General features: G+C 45.9%; 11 protein-coding genes and 1 tRNA gene. 5 read left to right on the top strand and 7 right to left on the bottom strand.

Going from position 1 to position 12,205, the window contains the following annotated elements; all coding sequences use genetic code 11:
- Nucleotides 1-52 precede the first annotated feature (52 nt).
- Nucleotides 53-580 (top strand): hypothetical protein, encoded by a 528-nt coding sequence (locus OEU88_RS04330; protein WP_262693880.1) that lies wholly within the window; start codon nucleotides 53-55, stop codon nucleotides 578-580.
- On the opposite strand, the gene OEU88_RS04325 is transcribed toward OEU88_RS04330, so the two are convergent.
- A complete protein-coding gene (locus OEU88_RS04325; RefSeq protein WP_262693879.1) occupies nucleotides 569-1,135 on the bottom strand; it encodes a gamma carbonic anhydrase family protein in 567 nt (188 codons plus the stop codon). The genes OEU88_RS04330 and OEU88_RS04325 overlap by 12 nt on opposite strands.
- 205 nt (nucleotides 1,136-1,340) lie before the next feature.
- Between OEU88_RS04325 and OEU88_RS04320 the strand changes: the two genes are divergently transcribed.
- Nucleotides 1,341-2,783, top strand: coding sequence for a DUF3179 domain-containing protein (locus tag OEU88_RS04320; RefSeq protein ID WP_262693878.1), 1,443 nt, complete (start codon nucleotides 1,341-1,343; stop codon nucleotides 2,781-2,783).
- A gap of 16 nt (nucleotides 2,784-2,799) precedes the next feature.
- On the opposite strand, the gene OEU88_RS04315 is transcribed toward OEU88_RS04320, so the two are convergent.
- Nucleotides 2,800-3,525, bottom strand: a complete 726-nt coding sequence (locus OEU88_RS04315) for a CPBP family intramembrane glutamic endopeptidase (protein ID WP_262693877.1) — start codon at nucleotides 3,523-3,525, stop codon at nucleotides 2,800-2,802.
- Between the two features lie 230 nt (nucleotides 3,526-3,755).
- Here OEU88_RS04315 and OEU88_RS04310 point away from each other — a divergent pair, with 230 nt between their 5' ends.
- The 3 genes from OEU88_RS04310 to OEU88_RS04300 all read left to right on the top strand — a co-directional run bounded on the left by OEU88_RS04310 (nucleotide 3,756) and on the right by OEU88_RS04300 (nucleotide 8,586).
- Nucleotides 3,756-5,978: a toll/interleukin-1 receptor domain-containing protein gene (locus tag OEU88_RS04310; protein WP_262693876.1), complete on the top strand. Its 2,223-nt coding sequence runs from the start codon at nucleotides 3,756-3,758 to the stop codon at nucleotides 5,976-5,978.
- Nucleotides 5,979-5,988: 10 nt separating this feature from the next.
- Complete coding sequence (locus OEU88_RS04305; RefSeq protein ID WP_262693875.1) at nucleotides 5,989-6,792, top strand: hypothetical protein; 804 nt, start codon at nucleotides 5,989-5,991, stop codon at nucleotides 6,790-6,792.
- Nucleotides 6,793-6,906: 114 nt separating this feature from the next.
- Nucleotides 6,907-8,586, top strand: a complete 1,680-nt coding sequence (locus OEU88_RS04300) for an adenylate/guanylate cyclase domain-containing protein (protein ID WP_262693874.1) — start codon at nucleotides 6,907-6,909, stop codon at nucleotides 8,584-8,586.
- On the opposite strand, the gene OEU88_RS04295 is transcribed toward OEU88_RS04300, so the two are convergent.
- From OEU88_RS04295 to OEU88_RS04275, 5 genes are all read right to left on the bottom strand, one after another.
- Nucleotides 8,577-9,245 (bottom strand): Crp/Fnr family transcriptional regulator, encoded by a 669-nt coding sequence (locus tag OEU88_RS04295; RefSeq protein WP_262693873.1) that lies wholly within the window; start codon nucleotides 9,243-9,245, stop codon nucleotides 8,577-8,579. The genes OEU88_RS04300 and OEU88_RS04295 overlap by 10 nt on opposite strands.
- 123 nt (nucleotides 9,246-9,368) lie before the next feature.
- Nucleotides 9,369-10,412: a succinylglutamate desuccinylase/aspartoacylase family protein gene (locus tag OEU88_RS04290; RefSeq protein ID WP_262693872.1), complete on the bottom strand. Its 1,044-nt coding sequence runs from the start codon at nucleotides 10,410-10,412 to the stop codon at nucleotides 9,369-9,371.
- Nucleotides 10,412-11,317 (bottom strand): 30S ribosomal protein S6--L-glutamate ligase, encoded by a 906-nt coding sequence (gene rimK, locus OEU88_RS04285; RefSeq protein ID WP_262693871.1) that lies wholly within the window; start codon nucleotides 11,315-11,317, stop codon nucleotides 10,412-10,414. The genes OEU88_RS04290 and rimK overlap by 1 nt, the downstream gene beginning before the upstream one ends.
- A gap of 71 nt (nucleotides 11,318-11,388) precedes the next feature.
- On the bottom strand, nucleotides 11,389-11,829 hold the full coding sequence (locus OEU88_RS04280; RefSeq protein ID WP_262693870.1) for a putative ATP-dependent zinc protease: 441 nt from the start codon (nucleotides 11,827-11,829) through the stop codon (nucleotides 11,389-11,391).
- Between the two features lie 199 nt (nucleotides 11,830-12,028).
- Nucleotides 12,029-12,114 (bottom strand) — tRNA-Leu (locus tag OEU88_RS04275).
- Nucleotides 12,115-12,205 lie beyond the last annotated feature (91 nt).

Raw genomic sequence — 12,205 nt, 5'->3', positions numbered from 1 at the left:
GTTAATGCCCATGTTTTGTGTGCATAAGGCAATCTATGGAAGAATGAACAAAATGACGCGACGGTTACCTGATATCTTCGAAGACATGCGGCAAGCATTGCTTGGCCAAAAAAAGGATCATTCATGGACATCAAGCGCTAATGACGCTTATTCAGCAACAATTGGCGGCCTTAAAGAATTCAGCGGCGACACACTGACAAAAACTGCAACACGGTTTAATGAAGCGCTGCCATACATCGAACGCGCAGGCTATGAAGTAACCGAAATTGAAGTTGGCTTGGGCTTATCCCCCAAAGTTGTCCCTCACTTGCGCATGCGTGAACTCATTAGCGACGAAGAGCAACTTGCCTTGCTTGCGGAGACAAAAGAAAAGAAGCTTGTTAATACTATCCTAAGTTCACTTTTCAAAGCCAGTGCGGCGCGCAGCAAACTTAAATTCAAGAAATTTCATTTCACTGACATCGAACTTGAGCTCAGTATTCTACCAACTGTTGTGTTGAAATTCCGCCCCAATATGGACGCAGAAATTTCTGAAATGCTGTCCGACCAAACCAATGACACAACAGCATTAGAGAAATAGAAGCTCATTGTTGTTTCTGTGCTCTTTAACAGCGACCTTATGCGCAGCCGCTTCCTCAACATAATAGCGTGCACCAGCCAGCATACCCAAATCTTCGCCTTCCTTCAGGTCACGGAACTTACGTGCTGGCAATCCAGCCCACATCTCACCTGAAGGTAATCGCTTGCCACCACCAAGAAAGGCACCTGCAGCAAGAAAACCGCCCGATTCTACTACGGCACCATCAAGCACTGTTGCACACATGCCGATAAAGCCACGATCTTCAATCGTGCAGCCATGCAACATGCATTTATGACCAATCAATACGTCTTCACCAATAATACATGGCAGACCATTCTGTGATGGCTCGTCCACATGAACGATTGTACCGTCCTGAATGTTGCTACGAGCGCCAACAACAATTTTGTTTGCATCACCGCGCAGCACCGAACCATACCAGACACTCGCATCTGGACCGATCTCAACATCACCGATAATAACAGCACCAGGAGCGATGAAAGCGCTTTCATGAATTTTGGGCATTTTGTCATGAAACGGCATAATTAAAGGCTGCATAGTATGTCTCGGCTTGTTGGATTACATGAACTCAGACTATGCGAACATTCACCATGAAACACAAGCATCCCTTATGGGCATTATTGCCTGACTACTTGCTATCAACCCTCACTCGCATGAATGTGAAACAACCGTCATTCGCGCCTATTTCATTATTCTGCTTTACTCAAGGCACTGGTTTACCGCGTAAAATAAGGGCCACAGAATGCTACATGCTACGATAATAAAACAAGTAAAGCGCAGCATAAAAGAACAGTTACATACGATAACCTTGATTGCTGTGCTTATGATTGCGTGCATCCCCGTGGCAGCACAGCCTTTGAAATACGAAAAGCCGGAACCTTATAAAGTTGACGAAGCTTACCTTGAGTTTGCATTCTTGCATTCGTTGGCAAGCATTACCGAACCGGACGCGATTGACGCGGCCATCATTCGCATTGATGCAACATGGAAGCCTTCGCATACGTCCGCCTTGTTGGAGAGTGCCATTTATGCCGCTTCACGGCGATTATCGGCAGAAATCCTGTTTATTCTGGAGCGCAAACACAACGTCAAAATCGGTGGTGATATCAACGATTGGTACCAATGGCTATGGAACCAGCCCGAAGATATTATTGAAGGATACGCTGACTTCAAAGCAGGCCTGTACCGCGTTATTGACCCGCGTTTTGAAGCATATTTTAATGGCCGCCAAAACACTGCACGGATCAGGCTGGATGAAATTCGGTGGGGCGGTGTTCAGCAAGACGGCATTCCGCCACTACGTAATCCAGAGATGATTACAGCATCAGATGCGAGCTATCTCGATGATAGCAATGTTGTTTTTGGTATTGAAATTAACGGCGATGCCCGCGCTTACCCCAAACGCATTTTAGCATGGCACGAAATGTTTGTTGATACTGTTGGCGGCGTTGACATTGCTGGTGTTTATTGCACGCTGTGCGGGACCGTTATTCCCTATAAAACTGAGTTTAACGGCGTTAAACACACACTTGGCACCAGCGGCTTCCTCTATCGCTCCAACAAATTGATGTATGACAAAGAGACACAGTCCCTTTGGAACACTATTAAAGGAGAGCCTGTGCTTGGACCGCTTGCAGGTAAAGGTATCGCACTGGAATTCTTGAGCGTGGTTACAACCACATGGAGTGAATGGAAGCGACGCCATCCGGAAACAACCGTTTTGTCGCTTAACACAGGTCACCGCAGAAACTACGGCGAAGGTGTTGCTTACAACGACTATTTTTCCACCGATGAACTCATGTTTAACACACCCTTTAACGACACTCGTCTTGAAAATAAGCAAGAGGTATTGGCGTTACGGTTTTTCGCAAGCCCAAGTGACCAGCTGGCAATAGACACTAACTTTTTAGACAATACCCCGATTTATACCGATCAGGTAGGGCAACAAAAGCTGGTAGTGCTGACAGATGCATCTGGTGCGAACAGAGTTTATGACCCTAAAGGCGTTGTATTTACAGATTACGACCGTCAATCCATGGCAACAGATACTAATGGCAGGAAATGGCGACTGAGCGAAAGCAAATTAGAAGCTGATGACGGCACTATTCTCAATCGCTTGCCGTATCATAGGGCCTTCTGGTTTGGCTGGCATGCAACCTATCCTGAAACAAGACTGGTCAAGTAAAACAAACATTATCGAATCAAGTTGGACCAAAACCAAGATACAATGCTGTGATACTCCAGGTATCTATCAGGCCGTGTGCAACAATGGGTGCAAAAAGGTTGCGTCCCGAATACCGGAACAAAATAGCCATTAGAAAACCAACAATGGCTGTTCCGATAATACCCGTTAGCCCTTGATAAAAATGCAAGGCACCAAAGGCCCCTGCCTGCAACGCCGCAGCCAGCCACCAACCACCAGTTACACCAGCAAAAACGCGTTCCATCCGGTTAAGGAGAAAACCCCGCGCAAACATCTCTTCGCCAATAGCTGCACTGCCCCAAACGACAAGCACCATAAATTGAATATAATTGAGTGAATTACCACTCAAAAGATTGCTCAGCACAGATACATCAGGGCGCGGCAAACCAAAAGAGGTAGTTATGGCTATCATGGCTGCAAACAACACAAAACCAACAATCATACCAAGAACACCAATACCGATCGAACGCATTATACTCTGGGGTTTTTTCAACCCCAAGTCAGCCCATCGGCCACCACTGCGCCATAAAAACACATTGGCGATCAACACAGATATAAGGATACCCAAAGGCGGTAAAGCAGGGCTGTTGATGCCTAGAGATTGCGCAACGAAAGTGATGAAAAATATAGCGAAAGGAACCGAAGCAAGCACAACAAGTGCCTGAATGAGAGCACCACTGCGACCAACGGTACGCGTTGTTTTTAGCTCTGTATTATCCTGCATGGTTATTTCCCCGACCATTATTGCTTATCACTTTGGTTGATATTCAGAGATAGCTGATAATCAGGAGACGCAAATCACAAATCGTCAGAATGTTGCATAGTACGGTCAAACTGTGCCCCGCAAAGGTCATACTAACGGGCGATACCGCTACTTAGAATTCGAAAATAACTTGCCATGCAGCTATTGCATGAGGAATGATGCCTTCAGGTTGTACTTCAGGGGGAAGTGATATGACCGAAAGCTATCGCTACAAGGCATTTATCAGCTACAGCCACAGGGACAAAGCCGCAGCTGATAAATTATTGAAAGACATCGAAAACTACCGCATGCCCAAACGGTTGGTTGGTAAAGCCGCTTTGGATGGCACAATCATTCCCGATCAGGTTGGGCAAATATTCCGGGACCGCGACGAATTACCTGCTGCAGAAGATCTGACGGCAGAAGTTAAAAAAGCACTGACACAGTCAGAGTTCATGATTGTGCTCTGCTCGCCCGTTGCCGCTGCCTCGCGCTGGGTTAACCGTGAGATCATCGAGTTTAAAAAACTGACCGGTGAACGGCGTATTCTGTCCGTTATTCTATCTGGCGAACCATTTGCATCAAACCAAGACCGTCCTGAAGAAGAATGTTTTCCGCCAGCACTGCGGTTCAAACTGGGTAAAGGGGGGGCGCTTACAACCAAACCCGCAGAACCATTGGCCGCCGATTTCCGTGCGATGGGGGACGGCCCACGCCGCGGCAAACTAAAACTGATTGCGGGGCTACTCGGCATAGGCCTTGATGCACTGATCGAACGCGATCTGCAAAGAAAAATGCGCCGTGTGATGGCGGTCACAGCAGCGAGTGTGCTGGCAATGGTAGGCATGGCATCACTCACTTATGAAGCCGTAACCGCCCGGCAAGATGCCGAGCGCCACCGCGGTGAAGCCGAAGGACTGATTGAGTTTATGCTAACCGACCTCAGAGATAAGCTGGAGCCCGTAGGACGGTTGGACGTGCTTGACGTTGTCGGCGAAAAAGCGGTCGAATATTATGATACGCAACCACTCGATGAAATGCCAGATGATGCACTGGGCCGCCGCGCGCGCGCCTTTCACCTACTGGGCGAGATCCAAAACCTACAGGGGGCGAACGACAACGCACAAAATATGTTTGAAAGAGCCTCGATGGCAACGAAAAATATGCTGTCACGAGACCCTCACAACCCACAACGTATCTTTGAACATTCTCAAAGTGTATTTTGGGTCGGGTATAGATATTGGCAAAACGCCGATTACAGTAACGCAGAAGTCGCATTTCTTGACTATAAGCACTTAGCGGAAAAACTAGTTGAGGTGGATTCGAATCAAACCCGCGCCTACCTAGAACTATCGTATGCAAATAGTACACTCGGCACCCTTTTTCTCAGACAAAAAAGAAACCTAGATGCCGCCATAATGGCATTTGATAAAGCTCGCACTGCTCGGCAGCTCAGCTACAATTTGATTGTGGTGCAAGGCATCAATGAAGCTGAAAAAATTAGCCTTGTAGACGACCTTTCAGACTATGACGCATGGATCGCTGACACATATTTAATTCTTGGGGATTTTCAAAAAGCTCGCGAATTTAGATCGAATGAAATTGTTCGTTATGGCAGTTTACTAGAATTAGACCCTTATGATTTAGACGCTCTTCAAGAAAACGCACCCGATAACCTTGAGGCAAGCATTCAACTCCTAAATGCTCGTTTAGCAGCATCACAGATTGATTTCATTACAGGTAAACATCAAGCAGCCCAACGTGATATACGTATGGTTACCGATACTATGTACTCCATAGTGGAACAGCAGCTTGCATTATGCAAAACTACCTACTGTATAAGCAGCGAATGGCTCAAATACAGCGCGCTCAGTTACGTAGCAATGGCTGATGTCAATGTTTCTTTAGGCCGCTTAGAGGAAGCCATCACTGATCTGCAAAAAATCAAACTACTGCTTCAGAAAATGGGCAATAATTATAGTAACTTAGCCGAAGTAAAAACCCGCATAAGCTATCCGTATGAATATTTTAATGCAAAAATCGATTATCTTAAAAGTAATTATGCTAACGCGAACCTGAGACTCGACGCACTTTTATCTAAGTTAAACGAAAACCAGTTAGATCTTCACACAACCAAAGGTGGCACATACATTTGGGCCCGTTCCACAATGCTTGAGGCAAATCTACATAGCACAGCAAACGAGATTCGCGCGTCATGCGCTGCATGGAACAACATTATCGAGAGATTAGGTGCCTCTAGGCAAACATTATCCCCATACAACAAACATATTTTAGCAAACGCACTCATCCAAACAGGCAAGTCTGGCAACGATCGTGATCGTGCTTCAAAGATTATTACCGAGCTAAATATAATGGGTTTTTCACACCCTAATCCCATGTTTGATCCACAAGATATTATAACAACATGCTCATAGGAGAGTCAAAATGCCAACCCATAAGAACTGGAATCCGGCACATCAAACCCCTTCCCCTTCTTCTCATGATGAAGACCTTAACTACACGCCAGCAGAGCCCTCTGTAAGTGAAGAAGAAAATACTGAAGAAGCATGCAAAGATGACGCAATACCAAATGGTCAACAGCCTTGTAAATTAATCGTGGTTAAAATAGGAACAGTAACATGGTCCAGAGGTGATACCGAATTCGAAATCGACGTCAACCCTAGCAATGACGACCTCACGCCAGCAATTCGCAAACACATTCTCAGGCGATTTCGGCACCGCACCCCTACAGGGACTGTAGGGAAGGACCTAATTCATGACTATGAAGATGCGATGGATAAGACAAAAGCAAAAATAACTCGTTCAGTAAATGGTGGGTCAGTTTTCAGTATCTCAATTAAAGAACCAACCTATATCATCTATACTACGTCAGTATATAATTGGTATTTTCGAACAGAAAAAGACGAACAGATACCACCAAAGCTAATACCTCCAATGGTTCCAAAGAAACACCCCCTTGGCCAATATGATCCAGACCCAAAATGTTTCGATCCTGTAGATATCATAGAAAGTGTGTGGGAAAGCTATAAATCCAACGACCCCGATAATGGAATCTTTTCATATGGAATTAATGTGAAAGAGGCACCTGACCCAAAGCATAATGATGAAGAAAAATATCAATTCGACATCAATATGTCAGTATTCCAATCCTTCCATAATCCTGAAAATGATGAACTCGTTTTGCAAGAAACTAAAATCATTATTGATCCGAAAATTGGAAACCCATAGCCTAAGGTTTGACCTTTATGTTTGGTAATTTAACATCAGATGCCGCATAAAATTACATACTCTTCATGTTTCTCAACTCTTATATTAAAATAATAACTAGCAATTTTATTTAACATGAATTCACAACATGATCACATCCTTACCCTTCTCCGCTCTGGTGCTCTTGAACAAGCGGAGAAGGAATATCTAAGGCATGGCCTAGACACTGACCAGTCCAGCGAGGATGTCATGGCGCTGGGTGGGCGCATTCTAAAAGCTCGCGCGCTGGAACATGACGGAGTTGAGCGCCAGCGCCTGGCCCTGCAAGCGGCAGAAAAATACGAGGCGGCACACACAAAATTCAATGGCACTTTCAGTGGTATCAACACAGCCGCACTCTATTTAGTTGCAGGACACATCGAGCAAGCGCAGAAGATTGCACGCAGCATCCAAACCCTACTCAATAGGAGCTCACCAAAACCTGGCGCTGATGCCTACTACCACATGGCAACATTGGCCGAAGCTTGGTTGATTTTGGGCGACCATCACCGCGCAGAGCACATGTTTGCTGATGCTATTCCGCTTGACCCGCACAATTACGATGCACACGCCAGCACAATAAAACAGTTCGAAATGCTGCTTGCTGCACTCGACCAACCGAATGAATGGCTTGCCCAATTCCGGCCACCCAAGTCTCTGCATTATGCGGGTCACTTATTCGGCCTTAAAGAAGGAAAAAACTCGCTCGACAACAGTGCAATCTACGGCCTTGAAAAAGCGATAGATGATTTTCTGGAAACAGATAATTACGGCGTTGCATACGGTGCACTTGCCGCTGGATCAGACATTATCATTGCCGAACGCTTGCTTGAAAAAGGCGTTGAACTAAATGTTGTTCAACCCTGTCCAGACCAGCTTTTCAGTAGACTATCATTAACGCCGTTTGGGAGCGGCTGGCAGACACGCTTTGACGCCTGTATACACCGCGCTGCAAGCATTCGTTATGTTTCGCAAGATGAGACAGTGTGCGATAGTCTCACCACTACATTCGCAAGTGAAACGGCCATGGGCTTAGCGGTTTTGCACGCAAACCGGTTAGCTACCAATGCAGAACAACTTCTTGTCTGGGACAATGATTTAACTCAAGCCACTGCCGGCACAGCAAGAGACGCCCAACTTTGGCAAAAAACAGGCCAGCAACAACACGTCATCCCTTTTCCGTTTACGCGTAATACCCGAAGCAATAGCTTAACTAAAAACAACGATACACGTAGCTTGAAAGCCATGCTGTTTGCCGACGTAAGCGGGTTTGGTAATCTGTCAGAGCAAGAAATACCATTGTTTGTAAGCCAAATATTAAGACCTCTTGCTGAGCAGTGCCACGCCGCACAAGCAGAGCATATCAACACATGGGGTGATGGTTTGTTCATTGTGTTTAACAGCGTAGCCGCTGCAGCAAAAACGGCGACAGACCTTCAAACCAGCTTCCGATCAATCAACCTTTCAAGCGCAGGTTTACCTGAAGAATTAGCGCTTAGAATTGGTGGTCATTACGGGCCAGTGCATTCATTGGAAGACCCATTTCTGCACAAATCCGGCATTTTCGGCCGCGAGGTTACTGTCGCAGCCCGGATCGAACCCGTTACTGCACCAGGCTCAATTTTTGTGAGCGAACCATTTGCCTGTGCACTCGTGCTCAACAATCAACATGAATTTCGCTGCGAACCTATGCCTGAGCCCGTATTTGGTAAAAACACCGGGCCAATGACCTTATTTAGTTTGCGCAGAATAAAACCGGCAAGAAATCAGTCCTGACCAAGCCTTTGAACAAGAACTTGCGGATTGGTGATAAATATATCTGTTCCACGCTTTTCAAGGATCGCATCATCTTTCAAACCGTTCACTGTTCGCGACACAGTTTCACGGGCAACACCAAGTTTCTTAGCAATATCGCTGATAGACGGGGCGTCTGTAATTTTCAGCACCTCGGCCTCACTTTGCGGCTGAGCTAACCGCATTAACTCTGCATAAACCCGCCCTTTTGATGACAGCGTTGATTGCTCAAACATGCGCCGTGTTGTTTGCTGAATGCGCGCGGCAAGAAGCCTGCTGACCCTCAACCCGATCTTCCCGTGCTTTTCCATCAAACCAATAAAGGTGGGGCCAGAAAACACCATAAGCCTAACGTCAGTAAGCGCATATATATCAGCAGTTCGCATACCGTCCCCAAGCACAGCCATTTCCCCAATCAAATCACCAGAAGTGAAGCTGTCAATGAACACCTCCACACCTGAAACAGAGTAACGCAAGGCACGCGCCTCGCCTGTCAGGATAAAAAAAACACTATCATCAGTATCACCTTCGGCAACAATCATTGATCCAGCCAGGTACGTACTTTGAGTGGAAAGGATGCTCAGGTCTGCAAGTACATCTGGATCATCACCAAAAAAGCTAGCCAGGGTTTCTGTCATCATGTGCACCTCACAGATTTCATCATCTACATTCTAATTAACATGGGAGATAAATAGCAAGGATGGTGGCCTATTAAAAACGAACACCCACAAGAGGTCATTATTGTACCAATGCCTTTTACATGTTCAGATAATTTCATCTTCATCAAATAAAGGTTCTGCATCTAGTTGACCCATAAGGCTCTCGATATTGTCTTCTGCTGTTGTGTTTTGTGTATGCTTGGCAATATGGAAGATTGCATCGCCCTCATTAACAACAGGCAAGTTAGCCCGACCAATGATTAACCCGCCATCACTTGCAATAACTTCCGTTTCCATTTGTCCAAATGGATCAGAAATTGCGCCAATTACATCACCGGAATCAACTTCTTCCCCTATAGTACGATAGGTTCTCAAGAGCCCACCCTCAGGAGCGCGCAGCCAATAGCTCTTTTTTGACATGATCGACTGCGTTTTCAATGCAGGGACACCTCTAGACGCAATCATCTGCATCTTGTGCATCACGCGCAAAATACCACTAACGCCAGCACGCACCGCAAATTCATCAAATCGCAAACCTTCTCCTGCTTCATACAACAGAATGTCCACCCCTTCTTCATGTGCTGAATACCTGAGCGAACCCTCTCTTGTCTTGGAGGTCAATATAACAGGTGCACCAAATAATTTTGCCAGCTCCATGGTTTCAGGCTTGGACGGCGAAACTCTGATTTGTGGCAGGTTAGTACGATGAATGGCCGCTGAATGCATATCTATGCCAACACTGGATTTCCTGACAATTTCATTCATAAACAAGTTAGCCAGACGCGAAGCTAAGGCACCTTTTGCACTACCGGGAAAACAGCGATTTAGGTCTCGCCTATCAGGCAAATACCGTGAATGGTTCATAAACCCCAGTGAATTAACAATGGGAACGGCAAGAAGGGTACCTGCCAGTTTATTCAAATGTTTAGTGCGAAGAAGCCTGCGAACAATTTCCACACCTATAATCTCATCACCGTGAATAGCAGCACTGACAAACATTGTGGGGCCATCGCGGCGACCATGAATGACATGGACAGGCATCGTAACCGGATAATTTGCTGAAGATGTGCTAACGGGCAGGTCTATTGTCTTACGCGTGCCTGGCTCGACACTAATGCCGCCAATTTCAAACGATCTTCGGTTTGGCATTAACCTTTTCCTATCGTTTTAGTTTTGCCCGGCTTTGCTTTCTTTTCTATGAGTTCAATAATCTTACCGGCGATATCAATATTTGTTGCTTTTTCAATACCTTCCAAACCCGGGGAAGAATTAACCTCCATTACCACAGGGCCATGATTAGAGCGGAGCAAATCCACACCACAAACATTAAGCCCCATTGCTTTGGCACTACGAATTGCGGTTGATCGCTCTTCCGGTGAAATTTTAATTTGCATGGCGCTTCCACCACGATGCAAATTTGAGCGGAAATCGCCTTCTGCACCAGTGCGTTTCATAGCCGCCATAACCTTGCCGCCAACTACCAGGACACGAATATCTGAACCACCAGCCTCTTTAATAAACTCTTGCACAAGGATATTAACATTTGCGCCACGAAATGCTTCAACTACTGACTTTGCTGAACGGTCAGTATCAGCAAGCACCACCCCAATACCTTGCGTTCCTTCAAGTAGCTTGATTACCAACGGCGCCCCTCCGGCCTGCGCAATAACTTCGTCGGTCTGCTTAGGGTCATGAGCAAAGGTCGTGACCGGTAGACCAACACCTTCGCGGGAAAGAACCTGCAATGACCGTAATTTGTCTCTGGAGCGGCCAATAGCTACGCTTTCATTGAGAGGGAAAACCCCCATCATTTCAAATTGCCGCAACACAGCAAGGCCGTAAAAGGTAATAGACGCACCAATCCGGGGAATAACCGCATCATACTCGGGCAACTTCTCCCCTCGATAAAATATAGAAGGCCTTCGGGATGCAATGTTAATATAGCATTGCAACGTGTTGATCATATCCAACTGATGCCCGCGCTCTTCGGCAGCTTCTTGTAACCTCTTGTGCGAATAAAGATTATGGTTCCGTGCCAGCATGGCTATTTTCATAGGTTTTACCTTTTATTCGTGCATCAATTATTTCCACCGCCTGACAGGTGAATATACAATAACCCTGCGCGCTAGTCCGAATTGTTAGATTGCAGAATAAATGTCCTGGATGGGTCTACTAGTAGACGATCACTCATGCCCTCGCGACCCAGAAGCATAAGATAACTCATATCTGATCTATCCGTCAGTGATATTTCAATTGGCCATGCGTCTTCTGCTAAACGCAATAATGTGGTTATCACGTAACGCTGTTCGGTCGCACCATTAGATGATTTAACACGACGTATATCACTGAGAGGCGCTTCAACATTCATTACATGTGCAACATCGTAGATATCGGGGTGGATATCAAATTGTATCCAAGGCTTGCCATTCTTGGTGATCTTTTTAAGGCTATCCACATGCAGGGAAGATGTTTTTGCCCCAGTATCCACACGAACCTGCAAATCCTCAATGCCAAGCTCGGGCAAAGCACATGTTTCCAAGCATCCGACAATTATTTTTTCAATCATGCGCCCCCAACCTACTGGCTACTTTTATCTGTGATCGTACTATGCCTTAAACAGCTACAAAGCATACATTAATAACTCTTAGTAGTTTAATAAACGATATTGTATGAGACATTATATAAAGATCCACGTACTGCCCTATTCACGGGTGAACAAATACAGCTAGTGAAAACAGATTAATTTATTGTGTCAAAATATTAGATGGTGCCCCCGGTCGGAATCGAACCGACACTCCCAAAGGGAACGGGATTTTGAATCCCGCGCGTCTACCAATTCCGCCACAGGGGCCTGTTGAGGATTGTCCGGTAGTACGGCGGCGCATCATATACGCCTTTTTCTCGCCGTCAAGCCAGTAAACTCACCGCGATAAAACGATAAC

It is taken from the genome of Kordiimonas aquimaris (assembly GCF_025574485.1).
GTDB lineage: Bacteria > Pseudomonadota > Alphaproteobacteria > Sphingomonadales > Kordiimonadaceae > Kordiimonas > Kordiimonas aquimaris.
Note: the sequence above shows the minus strand (reverse complement) of the source record. Positions and strands in the feature narration are given on the sequence as shown.

Coding starts and splice junctions, on each gene's coding strand:
- OEU88_RS04330 (WP_262693880.1), top strand. CDS start 53: ATGACGCGACGGTTACCTGATATCTTCGAAGACATGCGGCAAGCATTG.
- OEU88_RS04325 (WP_262693879.1), bottom strand. CDS start 1,135: ATGCAGCCTTTAATTATGCCGTTTCATGACAAAATGCCCAAAATTCAT.
- OEU88_RS04320 (WP_262693878.1), top strand. CDS start 1,341: ATGCTACATGCTACGATAATAAAACAAGTAAAGCGCAGCATAAAAGAA.
- OEU88_RS04315 (WP_262693877.1), bottom strand. CDS start 3,525: ATGCAGGATAATACAGAGCTAAAAACAACGCGTACCGTTGGTCGCAGT.
- OEU88_RS04310 (WP_262693876.1), top strand. CDS start 3,756: ATGACCGAAAGCTATCGCTACAAGGCATTTATCAGCTACAGCCACAGG.
- OEU88_RS04305 (WP_262693875.1), top strand. CDS start 5,989: ATGCCAACCCATAAGAACTGGAATCCGGCACATCAAACCCCTTCCCCT.
- OEU88_RS04300 (WP_262693874.1), top strand. CDS start 6,907: ATGAATTCACAACATGATCACATCCTTACCCTTCTCCGCTCTGGTGCT.
- OEU88_RS04295 (WP_262693873.1), bottom strand. CDS start 9,245: ATGATGACAGAAACCCTGGCTAGCTTTTTTGGTGATGATCCAGATGTA.
- OEU88_RS04290 (WP_262693872.1), bottom strand. CDS start 10,412: ATGCCAAACCGAAGATCGTTTGAAATTGGCGGCATTAGTGTCGAGCCA.
- rimK (WP_262693871.1), bottom strand. CDS start 11,317: ATGAAAATAGCCATGCTGGCACGGAACCATAATCTTTATTCGCACAAG.
- OEU88_RS04280 (WP_262693870.1), bottom strand. CDS start 11,829: ATGATTGAAAAAATAATTGTCGGATGCTTGGAAACATGTGCTTTGCCC.